This is a genomic window from Candidatus Magnetaquiglobus chichijimensis, assembly GCF_045865675.1.
GTDB lineage: Bacteria > Pseudomonadota > Magnetococcia > Magnetococcales > Magnetaquicoccaceae > Magnetaquiglobus > Magnetaquiglobus chichijimensis.
The window spans coordinates 459,185-481,750 of record NZ_BAAFGK010000005.1; the positions used below are offsets into that span (position 1 = coordinate 459,185).

The following is a 22,566-nucleotide window of genomic DNA, read 5'->3' on the forward strand; positions in this document are numbered from 1 at the left end:
CGATCGTGGAGCTGTCGGACAGGGGATTCTCGGTAAAAAGAGAAAAGATACCTCCCGTCCGGGGTGAAACGCAATCCTTGGCGCCGGACGGGGGGAATTTAACCTGGATCGGCTGACTGTCGGGGGGGGCCGACAGGCCTCGGGCCGGCGTTACCCTCGATCCCGCGTGGAAAGGAGCGTGGCCAGACGGTTGATGTTGCCCAGGGAGATCAGGTGGGCATAGATCCAGCCCATCTCGCCGGAACGGAACAGCTCCATGGCCTGGGACTCTTCCAGGGCCAGCAGTTTCTGCTCATCGACGGTCATCAGCCCCTGCAGGGCGAATTTTTGACCACCCGCGACCTCCACCTGCGCGGTCATGGTGGTGAGCAGCCCCAGCTTTTGCAACCGCTCGATGAATTGCGCGGTGCGGCGGAACCCCTCCTGATACTCTTGCAGGAAACGGATCGTGTTGTTCATCAGCGGGGTGGGCTCGCCATCTTCGCCGAACAGGGCCTCGCCGGTCTCGGTGTTGAAACCGGGGAATGCCACATCCAGGCAGACGGTCCACTGATCGGGCTGGCTGGGATTCTCGGCCAGGATGAAAGGATAACGCCGCACGAAGGCCGGCACGTAGGCGCTGCTCCAGCGTCCGTCATGGCCCAGGTAGAGGTTCTCGTCCGTGCGTACCCCCAGCAGCGCGGCGGCCAGCACCACCCCGTCGTTCACCTGCAAAAAGACGATCGGAAACTCCTTGGCCGCGTGTTGAAACTCCATGCCTGCCAACGGCACCGAGTTGGTTTTGGCGGCAAAGCCCGGATTCGCCCGTGTGGCATCCAGTTTCAGGGCGCGATGGCGCTCCTTGTTGAGGGGTTCCGGGTGGTCGTAAAACATGACTTGTGGCATTATTTCACATCCTGTGGTTAAAATTGTGGACGATGGCTGGCCATCGAAGGTTCATGAACAGGCATGATCGGGGAAGTTCCCCCTCACTCCCCGACCGTGGATCTCCCATGCGGGGGTGCCACGGTCAACGACACATGGGTTTTCGGATGCCGGGTTGCCGGCAGTCAATGCAGAACGCGACCCCTTTCCAGGGTGGTGACCGTGGGTGGGAGCCCTGCGGTCAGGTTCAGTTCCATCTGCCAATCCGCGGCGGAGACGGCATCCGCGAGCAGTTTGCAAAAAGCGTGCAGGAGCGTCATGTCCATGGTGACCTCGATGCCATGGCCGCGTTCCGGGTGGATCTGGATCTGGCGCAACGACTCGTGACCCGGCACCAGGGCGATGCGTGCGTGTACCGCCAGAATCGGAGCCGCGCCCAGAGGCAGCAGGGCGCCGCCGGGAGGATCCTGGAACGGGGCCTGGAAATCGGCTCCCGCCGTGGCGTTTTCGTGCATGAAACCGAGCATGGCCGAGCGGGTGGCCTGATCCAGATAGCCGGCCACCTCGGGTTGCGACTCCAGGGATTGACGCAATGCCGGCCACAGACGCTGCACGAAACGGCGCGTCAGCCAAAAACGGAACTCCCGGCGATCCGTGGTGTTCAGACGCAACAGAAGACGATCCTCCGCAGGTGCGTAGGCTGCCTGCAATTGATGGATCTTCACCGCGGTTCCCATGACGTGGATCTCCCTCAAGCGGCCAGGGCGCCGGCGCATGAGGAGCCGGCGCCGGCGGTGCAACCCAGACAGTGATCTCCGGTGGCGATGCGACGGGTGACCGGCGTGGTGGCCAGGGCGCTCACATCGGGATGGTCGGTGGTCACCGGCAGGTTCAGGGCCAGGTTGAAATCGCAGTCGAACAGCCGCCCATCCCAGCGGATGCTGATCTGGTGGCGACACATGAGCCGATCCAGGGTACGGGGATTGAAGGACTCTTTCAAGAGGGCGAAATAGCGCTCCTCGGCCCCCTGACGGCGCAGATCGGCGCGAAAACGACCGATCGGCATGTTGGTGATGGTCAAAAGACGGGAGAACTCCACCCCGTGATCGGCGCGCAGCCGTTGCCGGTAGCTCTCCTCCAGCCGGGTTTGATCCGGCGGCAGGGAGGCGCCATCCGGATTGTAGACCAGATCGAGGGGCAGTTCGGGGGTGATGCCGTAGCCCAGGTCGTTCAGGCGGCGCAGCGCGGCGATGGCGCGGACGAAGGTGCCGGGACCGCGCTGGCGATCGACGTTGGCTTCCAGGTAGCAGGGCAGGGAGCCGGTCAGCGCCACCCGCCGATCGCGCAGGAACGGGGCGACGGCCTCCATTCCGGGATCCTGGTGGATGGTCAGGTTGGTGCGCACGCTCACGCGCAGGGAGAGCGACAGGAGCGCTTCCACCAGCCGTTGAAAAGCGGGGTGGAGTTCCGGCGCGCCACCGGTCAGCTCCACCGTGTGGCAGGCGGTGTTGGGCAGTTGTTGCAGCAGGCTTTCGATAATATCCTGCGTCATGAATTCGGCGCGGCGCGGCGAGGCGCCGATATGGCAGTGACGGCACTCCAGGGTGCAGCGTGGGCCCAGATTGATCTGAATCGTCTCCAGATCCTGGCCGTGCAGTTGCGTGGTGCCGGTTTGGCTCGCCACCTGGCGCAGAAAATCGTTCATCGGGGATCCGTGACAAGCTGGGCGCGGTGGAACCCCCTTTGTGGGGCGTTCCTGACTTTCTTGGATTCGGGAAGTCATCACTCTAGCACAACCCGAGGGGCGCGTCCACCCGGCACGGCGATTCCGGGAAACGGCGGTCACTCAATGCGGGTCACATGGCCGTTCTGCCAGGTGCCGCGATAGCCGCCGCCGGTGGAGAAGCGGAATTCACCTGGACCATGTTTTTTGCCGTTGCGCCACTGGCCGATGTAGCGGGCGCCGTCGTCATGGACAAAGGTGCCGGTGCCGTTCTGACAGTTCCCCTCCACGCAGCCGATCAGGCGGGTTGGTTGGCTGGTCTCGCCGGGTTTCCCACGCGTATCGGGTTTTGGTGTGCCGGGTTGTGGCGGTGCGGCCACGCCCGGAGCGGGCATGCCGGGCAGGGGGGGCGCGACCGCACCAGTCGGCGGGGGCGGTGGGGCGACGACGCCAGCGGGTGCGGGCGGTGGGGCGACGGTGCCTTTGGCCTCCAGCCTGGGCGTGCCGGGCGGTGGGGCGACGACGCCTTTGGCCTCCAGCCTGGGCGTGCCGGGCGGTGGGGCGACGGCGCCAGCGGGTGCGGGCGGTGGGGCGACGACGCCAGCGGGTGCGGGCTGTGGGGCGACGACGCCTTTGGCCTCCAGCCTGGGCGTGCCGGGCGGGGTGGTGGGCACGGCCTGGGGAGGTGGTGCGAACGGCGTCTTGCCATCCACGCCCGTGATCGAGGGGCGGGTCGGTGCGTCCGGCGACGTGCCGGTTTTGATCTCCTTGACCTTTTGGCGCAGCTCATGGGAGAGGGTGCCGGGTTGTGGGCGTCCGGCCAGCAACTGCCAGAGCAGCACGCCGATCACCAGCAGCGCCAGGAGGCCGGTGCCCACGAAGAACAGCAGGCGTCGTCTGCCGGCCAGGAATGAATGGGAATCGGGCATGGGCTTGAAACGTTCTCCGTTTTTTTCCAGGATCTCTTCGGTTGGCAGCAGTTTTTCCAGGCTGTCCCGGCAGGCATGCACCGCCATGCATGCCGGGGCTCGTGCCATCAATTCGGATGCCACCAGCACGCGGTAGAACTCCTCGATGGTCAAGGCCAGGCCGCACGCCTGTTTGGTGGTGAAATTCTTGCGTGCCATGACCATGAAATCGTTCAGATCCTTGTCATCGGCCTGACGCACCACCTTGTCACGGCGCGCCAAAAACCCTTCCAGAACCTGAATGCGTCGCGCATCGAAGTAGAGATTTTCGGTGAATCCGGTCCCTTCCTGGTGGGTGACGAAGGTGACCAACTCTTCGGAAAAGCCGCGCGTGTCCATGGGGGCATACACCTCCCGTTCTTCGCGCGCCATTGGATTGGTGGGAATCAGACCTTTGAGGGTCAGGGCCTTGAAGAATTCGGTGAGGGTGGACTCATAGCCCCGTTCGCCATCCGGACCGAGCCGTTCGCGAACCTGTTTCAAGAAGCCGTGAACCCCTTCCGGTCGTGCCGAGCGGGGCGAGATTCCGCGACCGCGCAGATAGGATTCGAAATGGCGCACCCGTGCCGCGTCGAATCCCAGGTAGTGGTGGGGATCGTTTTCGCGGGCGTGGTCCAGATAGATCTCCAGGGCCATGGAGGTTTGAATCGGTCCGGCGTGTTCGAGTGGTGCGCCGCACTGGCGGCAGGTGGGTGATGGGGTATCCGCGGATTGGGGAAAGCCGCATTGGGAGCAGGTGGCGTGGGGCATTGCCGTGACCTCGAAGCCGTCAGATGATCGGGCCGGAATATCCTGGAAGAGGGCGCTTTAGGAGTCTTCATGAAAAATATGCAACAATTGCGCCGCTTGTGGGTCACGATTCCGGTTCTCATCACCCCTCCGTGCGGAACAGGTCGGGTGACAGTCGTTCCCAGGCGGCCAGGTAGTCATGCAGGTGCGGTTTGTTGGCGGACTCGGCCACGATCAGTTCGCGCACCCGTTGTTGTTCCTGAAGGTATCCTTCCGGGTTGAACAATCCGCCGAAATGGGCCATGCGCAGCCAGACCAGGTAGGTGGTCAGGGCATCTCGTTCGTTGTAGGCGATGATGCGATCCAGTTGACCTTCGAGCCACATGCGAGGCACATCTTCGCCGCTGGCGTCCATTTTGCCGGGAATGCCGGAGAGCACGGCCAGTTCATGCAGGGACGGGGTTCCCGATCCCCAGCCTGGTGTGGCGTAATCGCGCAGGTCGATGTGCCAATCGCTTCCCTTGGCGAAGTAGTCCACCCCTTCCCAGGGTTTGTTGGGTCGCAGGGCGAACCGTGGGGCCTGGATTCCCAGGCAGATGCCGCGTTGCACGAGAATGCGCAGATCTGCGGCCAGGGAGTTGTATCCCACCAGTTGCGGGTGGCGTTCGCCGATGGCGTTCAGAAAGCGCCACACGATCTCTTTTTCGTCGTGTGGGGCGTTTGGATCGCGGGGCAGGGAGAGCAGGGAGAGGCTCACCCGTCCATCGGCGTGTTGCTGGCGTTGCACGGCGGCGATGGAGAGCATGCGGCAGAGGATCGTTTTGAGAAAGGGGCGGGGATTTTCGTCCGTGGCTCCGCCTTTTTGCCACATGGTTTCCATGACCTCGAGGTCATCCGCCTCTTCCGGGAGGTTATGGAGCAGGCGTCCGGCGGTGGGATTGGGCATCCATTCGGCGTCGAAGGCCCAGACCAGTTTATGGATTTGTTTGAACATGGGGTGGAGTCACCTTTTCTGAAGTGTGGATTGGGGACCAATTGAGTGCAAGGTGGGTTAACGGGTGTGGTCAACTGGCGGGGTCCAGGGGCCAATGGCCCCTGGTGGGGTTCGGGGCGAAGCCCTGAGGTTTGGTTTTTGACGTTTCCTGGTTCATTTTCTTTTGTTTTTTCTTTTGTTTTTCGCGCGCTTTTCACGATAAGCACTTTTTCGCGTTTTTTGCGAAAAAGTGCGCAAGCGCGTGGTCTTATGTGCCACGCATCGTTGCCGCCTTCCGGCAACGATGCGTGGCGAATGGCATGGCAGTCCCCAAGCCGCCTCCGGCGGCCTGTTCTGGCAAGGGTTCCAAAGAGGTGTTTTGCAAACACCGCAAAACACCTCTTTGGAACCAAGGCGGCGCGCAGCGTTTTTTTCGCAAAAGGCGCGAAAAAAACGCTTTTTTGTAGAGCGCGCCAAAGACTAAAGACCAAACCTCGGAGGCTCCGCCTCCGAACCTCCGCCGGGGACCTTCGGCCCCCGGTCCCCCGCAATAACAAAAACAACACCTCGGAAGCTCCGCCGGGGATCTTCGGCCCCCGGTCCCCGGCAACCAAAGTGTCAATCCCAACCTCGGAGACAAAAAAACCGGGGGATCACTCCCCCGGCAACTCAAACACACAACACCCTGAACACCATATGACTTATTTGCCCGCAAACGGACGCTTGATCAGATTCGAAACATTCTCCCGACTCCATGGATCACCCCCCGTCTCGGTCGGCGCGGAAGGGAGATACTCCATCGGCTGCTGAAACACGAACATCAATTGCCGCATGGCAAACTCACTCAACAACTCCAACGGCTGACCCGCCTCCGGCGGCTGCGATTGACCCATGCCATACGCCGTGCCAATCCCCACCAGCGAACCCAATGGCTCGCTCACCAAAGAACCCGTGGCCGCCAACAACGTACCCGCCACGGCAGCGCGCTCCACCCCGTCATGCTTGCGATTGGGCTGCGACTCCACCCGAATCCGTACCGTGCGAAGCAGCTTGCCCTTGGAGATCAGATAGGCGTCCATGTCGAACAACCCCGGCGAGGAGGGCGAACTGCTGCGCATCTCACGCGGCGAAATCCATAACAACGCCGGCCAGCCGGAACTCTGACTCATGGCCAACGCCCCTTCCAGATGATAAACCGGACTCCACTCCGGAATCAGCTGCTCGGCCAACTGACCAGGCAACAATTGCCGGAAAATGGTGCGGCTGAAGTCAACCAAAACCTCTGGCTGTCCCGCCACCTGCCGGGCGATCGGCAACAAATGCAACTTGGGATAGGGGACGGGCAGTTCGGTGACGTTCTCCTCGGAGAGCGCATCCCAACAGACACTCACCCCCTGGGAGGGGGTTTCGCACGCCTTGCGGTGAATCGCAGTCTCGCCAACCACGGGGGCACTCATCAACCCCAACGCGATCAACATGGACGCTTGCCAGTTCTTCATGTTTGTTTCCCCTTGCAGGTGATTGCATTGTCATCACTGAGATGTTATGCAAGGAGAGTGCCGATTTTTGTCGAAGCGGGAAGACGATAAGAATTCCCGGTTCTCCAAGCACCTGACGACACGGAGAACCGGGAAACGGGGTGCAAGAACTCAATACCGCACCAGCTTGACCTCGATCACATTGGGCACGCTGGTCAATTTTTCCATCACCTCCCGGGGCACGTCCTGATCCACGTTGATGAAGGCGATCGCCCGTCCGCCGATCTCCTTGCGACCCAGATGGAAGTTGGCGATGTTGATCTGGGCTTCGCCAAGGATGGTGCCCACCCGCCCGATCAGACCCGGCGCGTCGTTGTTGGCCACGAACAACAAACTCCCCTCCGGGGTGGCCTCGATGGGGATGTTGTTCATGGCCACGATGCGCGGCTCCTTGCCGTAAAGCAGCGTGCCGGTGATGCACCGCTCCCGGTCCTCGGTGGTGATGGTGACCCCGAGGGCCGAGGTGAACCCCTTGTTGGAGTGACGACGCACCGCCTCGACCACCTCGATGCCACGCTCCTCGGCGATCAACGGGGCGTTGACCAGATTGACGCCGGAAAGCATCGGCTTGAGCAGACTGTTCAACACCATGTTGGTGATCGGCTTGCGACTCAAGGCGGCGACTTCCCCTTCGAAGAGCACCTCGATGCGCTTGATGCCCGATTCGTTGAGCTGACCGAGGGTGGTGCCGAGCTTGTCGGCAAGGTTCAGATAAGGACGCAGGGTGACGAGTTCACCTTCGGAGACCGCCGGAATGTTCAGCGCGTTCTGCACCGTGCCCTTGAGAAGATAATCGGCGATCTGCTCGGCGATCTGCACCGCCACCTTGACCTGGGCCTCGTGGGTCGAGGCGCCGAGATGGGGGGTGAAGACCACGTTGTCCAGCTCGAACAACGGATTGGAACGGGCCGGCTCCACCTCGAAGACATCCAGGCCGGCGGCGAACACCTTGCCGGATTTCAGGGCCTCGTACAGGGCCGCTTCGTCGATGATGCCGCCGCGGGCGCAGTTGACGATGATCACCCCCTTTTTCATCCGTTCGAAGGCGGCGGCATTCACGATGTGCCGCGTGGCCGGAATCAGCGGGGTGTGGACGGTCAACACATCGATCTGAGGCCAGAATTCGTCCAACGTCGGGCAGAGGGAGACCCCCAGATCCTCGGCGCGCTGCTTGCTGATGAAAGGATCGAACGCCAGCACCCGCATTTTCAAGCCCAGAAACCGCTCCACGACCAACGAACCGATGTTGCCGGTGCCGATGATGCCGAGCACTTTGCCGCACAACTCCCGACCCATGAAACCGTTTTTCTCCCACTTGCCCAGACGGGTCGAGGCGGTGGCCGCCGGGATGTGACGCGCGGCGGCCAGAGCCAGGGCCACGGTCAATTCGGCGGTGGTGGCGGCGTTGCCGAATGGGGCGTTCATCACGATGACGCCACGCTTGGAGGCGGTCGGGATGTCCACGTTGTCCACGCCGATGCCGGCGCGTCCGATCACCTTGAGGTTGGTGGCCGCGTCGATGAGGTCGGCGGTGAGCTTGGTGGCCGAACGGATGGCGATGCCGTCGTAGGCGGGAAGAATGGATTTCAGTTCCTCGGGACTCAGACCCGGTTTATAATCCACGTCCACGCCGCGTGCCTTGAGCGCGGCTTCGGCTTCGGAGGACATCTTGTCGGAAATGAGTACCTTGGGCATGTGGCGGTTCCTTGCGAGTGGCGAAAAAGTCCATTGAAAATCGATCCAAAACCAAACCCCTCCAGTCTAACATGGCGCCCGGAGCCTGACAAGCCGGCTCCCGGAGTCGCGCGGGTATTGATCGTGGCCGGCTCGGACCCGGTGGCCGGAGCCGGATTGCAGGGGGATCTGAAGGTGGTGACCGCCTTGGGCGGGTATGCCATGACCGCAGTCACCGCGATCACGGTTCAGGATACCCGCGCGGTGGGAGACGTGGTGCCGCTGGATCCGGAACTGGTCGCCGCGCAGATGCGCGCCTGCCTGGCGGACGTCGGCGCCGATTGCGTCAAACTGGGCATGCTCGCCAACCGGGCCATCGTCCGCGCGGTGGTCGCGGTGCTGGCCGACCATCCCGGTCTGCCGCTGGTGGCCGATCCGGTCCTGGCCGGCACGGGCGGGGGGATTCTGTTGGAGGCCGGAGGGCTGGAGCAGTATCGAAAAGAACTGCTGCCCCGCGTCACCCTGTTGACCCCGAATCTGCCCGAGGCGGCGGCCCTGACCGGCCTGACGGTGGAGACTCCCGAGCAGATGCGGGAGGCGGCACGCGCGCTGCGGGATCTGGGCGCGGGCGCGGTGCTCCTCAAGGGGGGCCATCTGGCGGGCGGGATGGCGCGGGACTGGCTGGAGAGCGATACCGCCCGCCGCTGGTTCGAGGATGCCCGTCTGCCCGGAACCGGCTTCCACGGCACCGGCTGCACTCTGGCCTCGGCGATCGCCACCGGTCTGGCCCAGGGCCTGGGGCTGGACGAGGCGATCGAACGGGCGCGCGCCTGGTTGCGTGCGGCGATGGTCGGGAGTCTGGCGCTGGGAGGCGGGCAGCGTCTGCTGTGGCACGGCTGAGAGGGCGGCGCGGCGTACCCCTTCCGGCAACGTCGAAGTACTCGAGTCCAGTCGTTGACACGGTTCCCTGAAACTTACATGATAGGGGGGAGAGAGAACCCCCTCAACCCCCGTATCCTGGACCTTCCTTCAGGAGTTCCAGGGTAAACTTATGCTGGGGAGAGAACCCCCTCACCCCCCGTACCCTGGACCTCCCTTTGGGAGTTCCAGGGTAAACTGACATGATGAGGGAGACTCCCCTCATCCCCCGTACCCTGGACCTCCCTTCGGGAGTTCCAGGGTAAGAAGAAACAATCATCCGATTATCGACACCAATCTTTCCAGGTATCCAACCCGGCCATGCTGTTCCAGTCCATTGGCTTTCTGTTCGTCCTCCTGCCCCTGTTCCTGGTGAGTCTGCGTCTCGCGCCTCCTGGCACGGCGCGGGGTCTGGTGATCTTCTTCTTCTCCTATCTGTTCTACTCCGGCAACGAGCCGTTCTTTCTGGTCCTGCTGCTGCTCTCCTCCACCCTCGACTTTTTCACCGCCTTGCGCATCGACCGGGCCGTCACCCCCTGGGGGAGACGGGGCTGGCTGATCGTCACCCTGTGCCTGAATCTCGGATTGTTGGGTTTCTTCAAATACGGCAAGATGCTGTTGCCGAAATTGGCGCCCCTGGGCGATTGGCTGGGGCTGCCCATGCCGGATCCGGAGCTGCTCAGATCGCTCGTGCTGCCACCGGGCATCAGCTTCTACACCTTCCAGTCCATGGCCTATTCGATCGACGTCTACCGCGGCCATGTGCGACCCGAGCGGAATTATCTCAGTTTCCTCAATTACCTGGCCTATCTGCCGCAGCTCATCGCCGGCCCCATCGAACGTTATGCCCATTTGAGCGCCCAGCTGCACGCCCTGGTGGAAGGCAAAACCCGTCCCAACTGGAGCGCCGGCCTGGATCGCATCGCCCTGGGGGTGATCCAGAAACTGCTCATCGCCGATCATTGTGGACTGATCGTCAACGCCATCGCCGATCAAGGGCGCTTCGACAGTCTGGTCTCCAGCTGGACCTTTGCCTTTGGCTTCGGCCTGCAGATCTACTTCGATTTCGCTGCCTACACCCACATCGCCATCGGCCTGGGGTTGTTGATGGGGGTGGAACTCGCCGAGAACTTCCTGTCGCCCTACCAGGCGCCCAACATCCAGGAGTTCTGGCGACGTTGGCACCTCTCCCTGTCCACCTGGTTCAAGGATTATCTCTATTTTCCCCTGGGCGGCAGTCGCAAGGGGCGGATCCGTACCGTGTTCAACCTGCTGGTCACCTTTCTGCTGTGCGGATTGTGGCATGGAGCCGGGTGGAACTTCATCGTTTGGGGTGGACTGCACGGCGCGTTGGTGGGCGGTTATACCCTGATGCGCGGCACGCGCCTCGTCACCCGCATGCCGCGGGTGGTGGCGATCGCCCTGACCCTGGTCGTGGTGCATGTCTGCTGGGTCTGGTTCCGGCTGCACGATCCGGAAAAGATCCTGGTCGTGCTCAAGGGGATGATCGGCGGGCATGGTCTGGACAACGGCGCGGTGTCGCCGATCGATGGCGGCTTTCTGGTGTTGGTCATGGCCGGAACCCTGCTTCTGCCCAATGCCGCCCAGCGGTGGCCGGGCAGCGCCGGCTGGTGGGAATCCACCCTGCTGCTGGGCGTGGCCCTGGCGGCCCTGCTCAACATTCCCCAGATCGCCCAATTCATCTACTTCCAGTTTTGAGCCGCCATGGATGTGACCTCGATCAACCGGTTCGGCAAGCGGGATGGTCTGCATGAAAGGCTCCGGATCGTCGGCGCCCTGCTCCTGATCGGGGTGCTGGCCTGGTTGGAAATCACCCTCGGCGCACGGTTGGAGGGCGAAAACCGTCGCCCGCTCGAAACGCGCGCTTTCGAACGGATTCCCCTGGCGCAACTGCTCAAGGACTATTCGGGTCAAACGCCGGTGCCGCCCAAACCACCGGGCGTGGCACGGATTCTTTATCTCTCCAACTCCCACGCCACCACCGGCGGACGGGTTTCCCGCCATCTGCGGGGCATGCTCGAGGCCCTCGCGCCGGGTCGCTTCGAGGTGCTCGATCTCTCCACGCCGGGCATCGTCGCCTCGAGCATCCTGCAACGCGCCATGCTGGCCATGGAGATGGAGGTCGATCTGGTGGTGCTCCAGGTCGCCTACATCAGTTTTTCCGACCGCTTCAAGCTGGCTCTACAGGATTTCCACGCGGAACATTTCTTCCGTCCGGGCATCTTCGAACGTCTTCCCTGGGGGTTCTGGTGGCGCAACTACGATGTGGGCATGTTTGCCGATCACCTGGTGAACCGTTTCCTGCGTCTGACCCTCTACCGTAACGAACTGCGCGGTCTGTGGGAGACCCCGCTGCTCGAGCTGGTCGAGCCGCTGAGCGGCTCCCGACCCAGCCGCATCCTCCATGTGGACAAAAACCGGATGATGGCCATGCCCGCCGGCTTTGATCCGACGCTGTTCGACTGGTCGCTCTATGCCCAGGGTCGCGACGGTCACCTGGCCGACCTGCGCGATCTGATCGGGATTCTGAACAAGGCCCGGATGCCGGTCATCGGCGCCAATCTGCCCATCGATTTCGACAAACGCTACACCAGGGCCGAACGAAACGACGCCGATTTTGCCAGGTTCCGAGGCGAGCTGGCCGCCATCTTCTCCTCCGCGCTGCGCTATACCGACTATCAGGCGTGCTTCCCGGTCGCCTTCACCACCTACGATCCGTTGCATCCGACCTGGACCGGCGCGCGTCTGCACGCGGCCCATCTGGTCTTGCTGATGGCCGAATCCGGCTGGTGGCGCGACGCTCCGCCGCCGGAGCGGATGCGCGGAATGATTTTCGCCCAGGAGCCGGCCATTCCCGACGATTACCGTCGGGCGTTGCGGGAGGTGGATACCTCGGGAGGGCGGGCCTATCGTCGCTATGACGTCATGGATCCCTCCGTGGCGTCGCATCTGTTGGGACAGTGGACCAGGGCGGGCTGGGACTCGCCCCGTGGCAGAACCCTGTTGGAGCAGACCCTGGCCCGGTTGGATTTCTGGATGCGGGAGCCGCCACCACCCGATCCAGACTGTCCCGCGAGTTTCCAGGGGGTGTGGCCGGAGATTCTGCATGACGAGTATCGCAAGCATGCCGAACGGTTGAACCATTTCCGCGCGCATCTGGAGAGAAGCGCATCGGCTGCTGGTGTCGATGCACGGGCGGTTTCTCAGGATCGCATCGATTGGAGTATCCGCAGACCGTGAGGTCGGACGATTTTTCGGAGCTTTGACGGATGGTGTGGACAGGTGTGCGTGAGCGTATATAAACGATTTGCTGTATTTTCTTGATTTTCATGTTCAACTTCCATCGAAATCTGGAGGATCCAACCTGGGTTTGCAGGGGTTTCCCAGGGATGGCGATCTGTGAGGCGGGCCCCGCGTTCAAGAGGGTGGCGGATTCTTGCAAAACAGGCATTCTTTTCTGATTGGATGAAGAAGGCAAGATCGATCTTGCAAATTGAGTAGCAACAAGGCACACTGCTACGGTAGTCGTGGTCATTCTGGAAAGCTGTCAGGGGGGGGTGGGATGGGGGAAAACCATCCGGACTACGCCAGACTTGAGGCAAGCGTGGCATCGACTGTTCAGGTGGAGAGCGTGGCATGATCCCAACGCTGGCGCGGATCATCAGATCGAAGGTATCGGAGCGCATTCAGGAGAGTTTCACCTTCTGGGTGGTCGTGTTGGGCCTGCTGTTGACCATCGGCACGCTCGTCTCCCTGTCTTCGGCGATCCACCATGCGCAACAACAGAGCATGGAGCTGGCCATCCAAACCGCCCGCGCCAACTTTGCCAAAGATCTGGCTTTTCGTCAGTGGGCCACCCGCCATGGCGGCGTCTACGTGCCCGAGGACGCACGCACCCCGGCCAATCCCTATCTCTCCCACATCCCGGAACGGGATGTCGTCACCCCCTCCGGGCGCCGGCTCACCCTGATGAATCCGGCCTACATGCTGCGCCAGTTGATGGGCGAATACGCCGATCTCTACGGCATCCAGGGGCGACTCGTCTCCGACAGGCCGCTCAATCCGGATAACCGCCCCGATGCCTGGGAGGCCGAGGCGCTGCGCGCCTTCGAACAGGGGGAACAGGAGGTCGTGGCGATTCTGGGCGAGGGGTTGGACGCCACGTTGCGTCTGATGCGACCGATGATCACCCAGGAGGGGTGCTTGAAGTGCCATGCCTGGCAAGGCTACCGGGTGGGGGATGTGCGCGGCGGCATCGGCGTGCGTCTGCCGCTGCGCCCCTATCGGGAACACGAGACGGACGCGGTTCGTCACATCTGGATCGATCACGTTTTCTTTCTCGGCGCCATGCTCGGATTGCTGCTGCTTTACTACCGGTCGGTGCGGCACCGGCTGGCCGACCAGCAACGGGCCAGCGAGGCGTTGCGCTTGAGCGAAACCAAATTCCGCGCCATGTTCGATCATGCGGGCATTGGCCTGGTGCGGGCCGACCCGCGCGAGTCGCGCATCCTGGAGGCCAACCGCGCCTTTGCCGACATGCTCGGGTATGTCAACCCCGAAGAGCTGCGCGGCGTTGCCATCGCCACGCTCTCCCATCCCGATGACATGGCGGTCAACCAGACTTTTATCGAGAAGCTGCGTGACCATCTGATCACGACCTATCAGTTGGAAAAACGGTATCACACCCGGGATGGTGGGGAGGTGTGGGGTCGGCTGAATGTCAGCCAGATCCCAGGAGTGGGTGGCGAACCCGATTTCATGGTCGCGGCCATCGAGAACATCACCGCCCTTCGTCAGCTGCGCTCCCGGCTCGAGGAGAGCGAAGCCCGCTTCCGGGTCGTGGCCAACTCCGCGCCGGTGTTGATCTGGGTGTCGGGTCTGGACATGGGGTGCGACTGGTTCAACCAGCGCTGGCTGGATTTCACCGGACGCACCCTGGAAGAGGAGTGCGGCGACGGGTGGGTGAAGGGGGTTCATCCCGATGACCTGGAGCGCTGCATGGAGATCTATACGGCCCATTTCCAGCGGCGCGAACCCTTCTCCATGCTCTACCGGCTGCGGCGTCACGACGGCGCCTGGCGTTGGCTGATGGACAATGGCGCGCCCCGCTACGATGAACGGGGGAGTTTCGCCGGCTTCATCGGCTCCTGCACCGACGTGACCGACCGGCTTGCCATCGAAAAGGCGTTGCAGGAACAGCAACAGGTTCTGGAAGGGGTCAAGAAACGCTATCAACGGCTTTTCGACAGCTCCCCGGATGCCTATCTGATCATGGAGTTGGATGGAGGGTTCATTTCGGACTGCAACAGGGCCGCGGAACGGATGCTGCATGGCACCTGCGAGCAGATCCTCGGCAAGAGGCCGGATCAGCTCTCCCCGGATCATCAACCGGACGGTCGCACCTCGCGAGAGGCTGCGGCCCAGGTGATTCGCGAGAGCCTGGAGCGGGGAGAACACCGCTTCGAATGGCTGCACCGCCGGCTGGATGGCGTGGATTTCTGGGCCGAGGTGACCGTCTCCCGGATCGACCTCGAGGACCGTCAGGCTCTGCTGGTGGCGTGGCGGGATATCAGCGAACGCAAACAGGCCGAGGAGCGGCTGCGCCAGAGCGAGCAGATGTTCCGCACGGTTCTGGATTTCACCTACGACTGGGAGTACTGGGTCGATTCCGCGCATCGCATCGTCTTCATGTCTCCCTCCTGCGAGACCATGACCGGCTACTCCGCCGCCCGTTTCATGGCGGATCCGACGCTGTTGACCTCCATCATCCATCCCGAGGATGTGGAGCGGATGATCGCCCATCATGCGTGGATCGACAGCCCGGAGGAGGGCTATATCGACTATCGGATCATCCACGCGGATGGATCGATCCGCTGGATCAGCCATGGCTGTCGTCCGGTGTTCGGAGCGGGTGGGGAGTTTCTCGGACGCCGGGCCAGCAATCGGGACATTACCGAACGCAAGCGCATGGAGGAGGAGTTGCGTCATGCCAAGAACGCCGCCGAGGCCGCCAACCTGGCCAAAAGCGACTTTCTGGCCAACATGAGCCATGAAATCCGCACGCCGATGAACGCCATTCTCGGCATGGCGGATCTGCTGTGGGAGAGCGAGCTGCAACCCGGTCAACGCAAGTTCGTGCAGGTATTCCGTTCGGCGGGCGAGAATTTGCTGGGGATCATCAACGATGTTCTGGATCTGGCCAAGATCGAGGCCGGCCAGCTCACCCTGGAGAACATCCCCTTCGAGTTGGCCGAGGAGATGAACGTGGTGTGCGACATTCTGTCGCCACGGGTCAATGCCAAGGGGTTGCACCTGGTGCAACACATCCATCCGGAGGTTCCGGAGTGGCTATCCGGCGATCCCACCCGTTTGCGGCAGATCTTTCTCAATCTGCTGAGCAACGCGGTCAAGTTCACCGAACGGGGTTCCATCCGGCTCGAGGCGTTGCCTGTGCCCCCACCCGAGGGGAGCGGCCAGGACGATCGGGCATGGATCGCCTTTCGGGTGATCGATACCGGCATCGGCATTCCCAGGGATCGGCTGGAGCATATTTTCGACAATTTCGTGCAAGCGGACTCTTCCATCACCCGTCGTTTCGGGGGCACGGGTCTTGGATTGGCGATCGTCAAGCGATTGGTGGAGAAGATGGGCGGTGGAATCGCGGTGGAGAGTTGTGCCGGCCATGGCACGACCTTCATTTGCACCATCCCCTTTCAGGTTGGTGCGGTGCGCAGCGAGTCGCCGCTTCCGGAGTTGAGCGGGGTGCGCATTCTGGTGGTGGATGATCACGCGGACAACCGACTGGTATTCCGGGAGTATCTGGAGCCATTCCACGCCGAGGTGGACGAGGCTGTGGACGGCCTTGAGGGGTTGCGCATGCTGGAGGCGGCCCAGGCCGGTCAGCGGCCCTATCGTCTGGTGCTGTTGGATGTCAACATGCCCACCCTGGACGGTCCGCGCATGGCGGAGTGCTGGCGCGCCACGAACAACGCGGTGTTGCCGATCCTGATGCTCAACTCCGTCTATCACGAGCAGGTGTTGCAACAGTGTCAGACTCTGGGGGTGAGCCATTATCTGCTCAAGCCGGTGCGTCGCGGGGATCTGATCCGTACCGTGCGTCAGGCGTTGGGATTGGAAGAGATGCGGGAACGTTTGCTTCTTCCGTTGGAGGATCCGGTTCCGGATGGTCAAACCAGGCGACGCATCCTGTTGGTGGATGACTCCGAGGAGAACCGCATGTTGGTTGGGGCTTATCTGGCCGGATCGGCCATTGAGCTGCGCATGGCCGAGAATGGCATGCTTGCTTTGGAGGCGATGCGAAAGGAGCGATTCGATCTGGTCTTCATGGATATGCGCATGCCGGTGATGGATGGTTACTCGGCGACCCGCGCCTGGCGAAGGATGGAGCGGGAGCAGGGTTGGGAGCGGTTGCCGATCATCGCCTTGACTGCCCATGCCATGCAGGAGGATGTCGCCCAGTGTCTCGAGGCTGGCTGTGATGCTCATTTGGCCAAGCCGCTCAAGAAGAAGTTGTTGTTGGAGATGATCGGACGTTTTGTGTCCAGCCCGGGCGGGCATGTGGTGAGGTAGGGTGTGGAGGGGTAGGGGGGGAACCGTCGCGGGGGACCGGGGGCCGAAGGCCCCCGGCGGAGGTTCGGAGGCAGAGCCTCCGAGGTTTTATCTTTTATCTTTTATCTTTGTTTTTAGCGCGCTCTACAAAAAAGCGTTTTTTTCGCGCCTTTTGCGAAAAAAACGCTGCGCGCTGCCTTGGAAGATGAGTCGTTTTGCGGTTTTGGCAAAACGACTCATCTTCGCCTTGCCTCGAACAGGCCGCCGGAAGCGGCTTGTTGTGCTGACAGGCAATTCGTCCCCTCCTTATGCCCTTACGGGCAACGGAGGGGGGCACATGAGACGGCGCGCGCTTGCGCGGTTTTTCGCAAAAGGCGCGAAAAACCGCTTATCGTGAAAAGCGCGCGAGAATCAAAGTCAAAGTCACAAAGGAAGAGTCAAGACCTCAGGGCTTCGCCCCGAACCCCACCAGGGGCCATTGGCCCCTGGACCCCGTTGACTTGTCTCCCGTGGCAATCTATTGGTCGCCCCCCCACTTGCCACGCACTTAACGATGCTGCTCCAACTGCTCGCGCGCCTTGCGCAGCAGAGCCATCTGGACGCGCAGGATGCGTCCGGCCTCCTTGGCTTCGTCACGGGAACGGGCCAGCTCGTTGCGGTGCTTCTGGATCGCCTCGATGCGCGCCTCCTGGGTCTCCTCCTGACGCTCCTTGGCCTCGCGCACCGCCTCGCGCACCGCCTCACGGCGATGCAGCAGACCGGCATGATAGGCGTCGGTGCGGGACTGGAACTGGGTGCGCAACGCCTCGACCTCGCTCTCCAGCCCGGCCACCTTGCGTGTCCAGTAGCGCGTGGGACGAACCAGCCGCTCCAGGGTGTCGAGCATGCCATCCTTGGCGGTCAGATTCGCCAGCATCGGATCGGTGGCGCTCTCCGAACAGCCCCACAACACCAGCAACGGGATCATCCACAAGGCGATCCGCCATCTGTCCGTCCAACCGCGCAACCCGCCGCCCTGGCGACGTGGGGAGCGATCCCCCGCGACAGCCGTTTTCACCTCCCGGTCGCGTGGGTGCCATGTCGGGAAGGTGAGGTCAGCGGGCCGCATACTCGTTCAGCTTGTTGCGCAGCGTGCGGATGGAAATTCCCAGCAGTTCCGCCGCGCGCGTCCGGTTCCCCTTCACCTCGTCGAGGGTGCGGTGGATCAAAAACTCCTCCATCTGCCGCACCGTCGTGCCCACCGGCAGACGGATCTGATCGCTGTTCTCCAGCTCCGGCCTGGGGAGATCCGCGTGGGAGTAGGACTCCTCGTCCGCCTCGTCTTCATCGGCCAGATCATCGGGCTCCGGTGATGCGCCGGGAGGCGCGGGGGGAACGTCGATCATCAGATCCCACGGCTCGATCTCCTCCCCCTCGGCCACCAGCAGCGCGCGATGGATCACGTTCTCCAACTCCCGAACGTTGCCCGGCCAGCCGTAACGGCCCAGGGTGGACAACGCGGCGGAAGAGAAGGGGATGGCGTTGCGTCCCAACTCCTCGACGAAACGGACCCGGAAATGCTCGGCCAGCAGGGGGATATCCTTGGTTCGCTGGCGCAAGGTGGGCAGACGCACCGGGAAGACGTTCAACCGGTAATAGAGATCCTCGCGGAACCGGCCCGATTCGGCCCAGGCCTTGAGATCGCGGTTGGTGGAGGCGAGCACGCGCACATCCAGCGGAATCGGCGAGCGACCGCCCACTGGATCGACCTCCCGTTCCTGGAGCACACGCAGCAGTTTGGCCTGGAGGTTCAACGACATCTCGGAGATCTCGTCCAGAAAGATCGCGCCGCCGTTGGCCTGTTGGAATTTGCCCTTGCGATCGGCCAGGGCGCCGGTGAAAGCCCCCTTGGCATGTCCGAAGAGTTCGGACTCCAGGAGGTTTTCCGGCAGGGCCGCACAGTTGATGGCGATGAAAGGGCCCTGGCTGCGATCCGAGACCTGATGGACGAAGCGGGCGATCAACTCCTTGCCGGTGCCGCTTTCGCCCTGAATGAGCACCGTGGCCATGGAACGGGCCACGCGCCGCACCTGTTGCAACAGACGGCGCATCCCGTTGTCGGCGGTAATGAAACGGCGTCCGCGACCGAGTTCCGGGTCGAAGTACTGGTCCGCAAAGGTGCGCACCAGGGTCGTGATCTTGTCGTCTTCCACCGGCAGGAGCAGATAATCGGCGGCGCCCGCTCCGATCACCTCGCGGGCTTCGCTCACACTGCCCCGGATCGCCGTGGCCAGAATCGGCAGACCCCGAAACAGGAAGGTCAGTTCGCGAATCCGCTCCAGGGCGTCCTCGCTCCCTTCCATGGCCACCACCACCAGACTGAACCGGGCGCGCGCCAGCTGCTCCTTGGCTTCGGCGATGCCCGATACACGGGTGGTATCCAGTCCGGCGGCGTTGAGTTGCGCGACGAACCGGGTCCGTTCCGGATCCTGGCGACCTCCGATCAACAGCGCTTCACGACGTGGCGTGGGAGTGGTCATGTCTCATTCGAAAAAAGGGTCAGGGTCGTACATCCAGGGACATGCCCAACTGGGAGGCGTTCTCCGCCGAGATCTTCGACCAGGGGGTGGAGGGCGCGAGCGCCGGCACCCCGGAGAACAGCTCCTTGGCCTCCTTGAACTTGCCTTGCCGTTGCAGGATATCACCCACGCGGATCCGCGCCAAGGCCTGGATCTCCTTGTTGCCCGCCTCGCTGGACACCCGCTTGAAGGCCGGCAGGGCCTTGTCATCCCCCTTCCACTTGTGGAGGATGCTGGCATACCAGTAGTAGTCCATTCCGTCACCCACCGGGCGTCCGAAAAGCAGATCCTCCATGTGCTGCACCGCCTGCGGAAAGCGCTCCAGGCCGGCCTCGGCCTTGGCCAGGATCCGCCACCGTTCCACCCGATCGCCGGGGGTGAGCAGATTTTCCGGCAGGTTCTCGAGCAGCAGCATCACCCCTTCCCAATCCTGTTTGCGCGCCAGGCGTCCCGCCTCATCCAGCCGGACCCGCGCCGCATCGGGTGAGACGCTCTCCTTGATCCCCTTGCCGGCCCCTTTGGCGTCGGTTCCCTGTTCCAGGAGACTCTCCCGCGACAGGGCGGCTCCGAGTTTGGTCAAGGCCGCCGCCGAATCGTGGCGCAGACCGTCGAGGAGTTTCAGGGCATCCTCGTGGAGTCCCATGCGCATCAGCGCCTCGGCCAGATGGATCTTGGCCGGGATGAAGGACGGATCGTCACGCCAGTCCTCGCCGTGGATCTCGGCGAGAATCGCCGCGTACTCCGGACGACCGTTCTCCAACGCCTTGGCCATGCCATCGAGCAGATAGAGCCGTTTGATCTCTCTGGCGCGGGCCACCATGTTCTCGCGGGAGCTGATGGTCATGAGCTTGTTGAGGGTTTCGAGGACTTCCTTGTGACGTCCCGCCTCGCCGAGCATCTCGGCCTTGGTCAGGTAGGCCTCGGCGAGGGCCTCGGGCAGGGCGATCTCCTGGATCAGCGTATCCAGCCGGGTGATGCGATCCTTGAAGTTCTGCTCCATCTTGGTCTGCAACGCCGGAATCCGCTCCCACACCTCGGGGGAGATCTTCGGATAGTCCTTTTTCAAGGCGGCCAGTTCGTCGAGGGTCTTTTTGACATCCCAATGACGGTTGGTCTCCACCAGCAGCTTGCGCACCCGCTCCTTGAAGGATTCGGCCTGCTCCTTGGGGAGGTTCAGGGCGTGCAGGATCTTGTCCAGCTCTTCGAGACTCTCCTGGATGTCACGATTCTTTTCAAGCTGCATCAGGAAGATCCGACCCCAGACCGTGGCGTCGGACTCCGGATGGTTTTTCTTGAGTCGCTCGAACAGACGGGTGGCATCCGCGGTCTGACCGAGCTGACGGTGGGACTCGGCGGCGCGCAACAGCGCCCAGGGTCCGATGGTGGCATGGGTGGGGTAGTGGCTCAACACCTGCGCGTAGTACTTCACCGCATCCGGATAGCGACGGTATTTGTAATAGGTGTCCGCGGTCTCCATGAGCTGTTCCGGGTTGTTGGCCACGAAGGCCATCTGTTCCGGGGTCATGGCGTCGAGCATGCGGATCGCCTGGTCCTGATTGCCCGCCACCTTGGCCAGCTGGGCCAGCAGGAAATGGGCCTCCGCCGCGCCTGGTCCCATGTCGCGGGTGATGTCGATCACCTTTTTCAGATAGGCTTCGCCCTCTTTGAGGCTGCTCGCCTCGTCCGGGCTGATGCGCGACTGGATCAGACCGATCACGGTGTGGGCCCGTTCCAGCCAGGTGCGATGCTCATCCTTGGGCAGGTTGGGATCCCAGAGAATCGCCGAGGCCTCCTGGAAATGACCGGAGCGGTTGAGCAGCGCCAACTGGGTCAGTCGCAGATCCGGATACTCGGCGGTGTTGGGATAGCGGGCGATCAGGGTGGTCAGTTCGGTCAAGAGCCACCCGGCTTTCCACGCCATCTTGCGCGCCAGGTCGAACTTGTAGAAATCGAGGAACTCCCGGTTCCTGGTCTTCGGGAACAGCTCGAACAGCCGGTCGATCCAGCCGCGCGCGCTCGGATATTGACGATCCCGTTCCGCCCCCTTGGCCCCTTCCAGATAATGGGACTCGTCGATCTCCTTTTCGTTCAGACGGATCTTCTCGTCGGGTTGCGGCTCGTAGGGGGAGGTGGCCACGCGACGCAGCGGAATGATTTTTTTGTCCGCCACCTGTTTGCGGCGTTGGGTGAGGATCTTTTCCGCCTCTTCCTGACGACCGATCCCATCCTTGGCGCGGATGGAGACGATGTAGAGTCCGGCTGCCGGGTCGTTGAGGAAATTCACATGGCTGGTGGAGTCGTGCAGATTGATCTCCAGCTCCACCTTGCCCTTGAACTCGTAGGCATGGACCTTTTCCGCCAGACCGGCGGGAGAGACGTTGCGCCAGGTCGGGCTCAAGGTGGCGCCCTGCCATTCGAGCTTGGCCACATGGGCGCCGAGGTCGAGATTGGTCTCAACCTGGCTGTTGCCGGTGTGGCTGATGAGAAGCAAGGTGCCGTCGCGACCGGCCAGCACCCGCCCTTCGAGCAGTTGCGACGGTCCGGAGGCGGAAGGGGCCACCGGGGGGTCGAATTCGAGCTGATAGAGCGAACCTTCGTTCAGATCGCGTTCGGTCACCGAGTCGCGGAAGTTGACGTTGGCGTCCTTGAGGACCAGGGTGAGCTGCAACCCCATCTCCTCGCCGCGCGGCACGTCGTTCATCCGGAACTCCTTGATCCAGCGGGAGCGGTCCAGTTTGAGTTCGTTGGTCGGCAGGGCGAGCACGCCGGGCACGATCACCCGCATGGTCACCGCGTCGAGCATGCGCACCGACGGACGCGTCGCGCCGGGCGGGATCATGAAGGAGAGGATCTCCCGCTTGCCTTGATCCTCGGTTTTGTATTTGAGGGTGGTGAAGAAGGCGCGCGCCTCGCCGGGCAGGCCGAGCAGCATCAGGGCGCAACACAACGCGAGCCATGCCGGCCATCGCAGGATCGTGGAACGCCCGAAGGGCGATGCGCGGTTGGGAAACGTCGGGGTTCCACCCCCAGG

The 22,566-nt window shown here is 62.6% G+C and carries 14 protein-coding genes; 4 read left to right on the plus strand and 10 right to left on the minus strand.

Annotated elements, in window-relative coordinates; genetic code table 11:
• Positions 1–150 precede the first annotated feature (150 nt).
• The 7 genes from ACOY6C_RS15780 to serA form a co-directional block, all read right to left on the minus strand.
• On the minus strand, positions 151–885 hold the full coding sequence (locus ACOY6C_RS15780; protein WP_420906479.1) for a SapC family protein: 735 nt from the start codon (positions 883–885) through the stop codon (positions 151–153).
• 164 nt (positions 886–1,049) lie between these two features.
• A complete protein-coding gene (locus ACOY6C_RS15785) occupies positions 1,050–1,601 on the minus strand; it encodes a hypothetical protein (protein WP_420906480.1) in 552 nt (183 codons plus the stop codon).
• A 14-nt stretch (positions 1,602–1,615) separates the two neighbouring features.
• Positions 1,616–2,569, minus strand: coding sequence for an arsenosugar biosynthesis radical SAM (seleno)protein ArsS (gene arsS / locus ACOY6C_RS15790; RefSeq protein WP_420906481.1), 954 nt, complete (start codon positions 2,567–2,569; stop codon positions 1,616–1,618).
• A gap of 137 nt (positions 2,570–2,706) precedes the next feature.
• Positions 2,707–4,305 carry an MORN repeat-containing protein gene (locus ACOY6C_RS15795; RefSeq protein ID WP_420906482.1) on the minus strand — a complete coding sequence of 533 codons (1,599 nt, stop codon included), beginning with the start codon at positions 4,303–4,305 and terminating at the stop codon, positions 2,707–2,709.
• Positions 4,306–4,426: 121 nt separating this feature from the next.
• Positions 4,427–5,278 (minus strand): 3'-5' exonuclease, encoded by an 852-nt coding sequence (locus ACOY6C_RS15800; protein WP_420906483.1) that lies wholly within the window; start codon positions 5,276–5,278, stop codon positions 4,427–4,429.
• Between the two features lie 680 nt (positions 5,279–5,958).
• A complete protein-coding gene (locus tag ACOY6C_RS15805) occupies positions 5,959–6,756 on the minus strand; it encodes a hypothetical protein (protein WP_420906484.1) in 798 nt (265 codons plus the stop codon).
• Between the two features lie 150 nt (positions 6,757–6,906).
• Positions 6,907–8,490, minus strand: a complete 1,584-nt coding sequence (serA, locus tag ACOY6C_RS15810; protein WP_420906485.1) for a phosphoglycerate dehydrogenase — start codon at positions 8,488–8,490, stop codon at positions 6,907–6,909.
• 33 nt (positions 8,491–8,523) lie between these two features.
• Between serA and thiD the strand changes: the two genes are divergently transcribed.
• The 4 genes from thiD to ACOY6C_RS15830 all read left to right on the plus strand — a co-directional run bounded on the left by thiD (position 8,524) and on the right by ACOY6C_RS15830 (position 16,998).
• Entirely contained in the window at positions 8,524–9,369 is an 846-nt protein-coding gene (gene thiD, locus ACOY6C_RS15815; protein WP_420906486.1) for a bifunctional hydroxymethylpyrimidine kinase/phosphomethylpyrimidine kinase, read from the plus strand.
• Between the two features lie 339 nt (positions 9,370–9,708).
• Complete coding sequence (locus ACOY6C_RS15820) at positions 9,709–11,106, plus strand: MBOAT family O-acyltransferase (protein ID WP_420906487.1); 1,398 nt, start codon at positions 9,709–9,711, stop codon at positions 11,104–11,106.
• Between the two features lie 6 nt (positions 11,107–11,112).
• The gene (locus ACOY6C_RS15825) at positions 11,113–12,648 is read left to right on the plus strand and encodes a hypothetical protein (protein WP_420906488.1); all 1,536 of its coding nucleotides are present in this window, start codon (positions 11,113–11,115) and stop codon (positions 12,646–12,648) included.
• Positions 12,649–13,044: 396 nt separating this feature from the next.
• Positions 13,045–16,998 carry a PAS domain S-box protein gene (locus tag ACOY6C_RS15830; RefSeq protein WP_420906489.1) on the plus strand — a complete coding sequence of 1,318 codons (3,954 nt, stop codon included), beginning with the start codon at positions 13,045–13,047 and terminating at the stop codon, positions 16,996–16,998.
• A 526-nt stretch (positions 16,999–17,524) separates the two neighbouring features.
• On the opposite strand, the gene ACOY6C_RS15835 is transcribed toward ACOY6C_RS15830, so the two are convergent.
• The 3 genes from ACOY6C_RS15835 to ACOY6C_RS15845 all read right to left on the minus strand — a co-directional run bounded on the left by ACOY6C_RS15835 (position 17,525) and on the right by ACOY6C_RS15845 (position 22,482).
• Positions 17,525–17,944: a hypothetical protein gene (locus ACOY6C_RS15835; protein ID WP_420906490.1), complete on the minus strand. Its 420-nt coding sequence runs from the start codon at positions 17,942–17,944 to the stop codon at positions 17,525–17,527.
• A 127-nt stretch (positions 17,945–18,071) separates the two neighbouring features.
• Positions 18,072–19,496 carry a sigma-54 dependent transcriptional regulator gene (locus ACOY6C_RS15840; RefSeq protein WP_420906491.1) on the minus strand — a complete coding sequence of 475 codons (1,425 nt, stop codon included), beginning with the start codon at positions 19,494–19,496 and terminating at the stop codon, positions 18,072–18,074.
• 19 nt (positions 19,497–19,515) lie between these two features.
• Positions 19,516–22,482, minus strand: a complete 2,967-nt coding sequence (locus ACOY6C_RS15845) for a tetratricopeptide repeat protein (protein WP_420906492.1) — start codon at positions 22,480–22,482, stop codon at positions 19,516–19,518.
• Positions 22,483–22,566 lie beyond the last annotated feature (84 nt).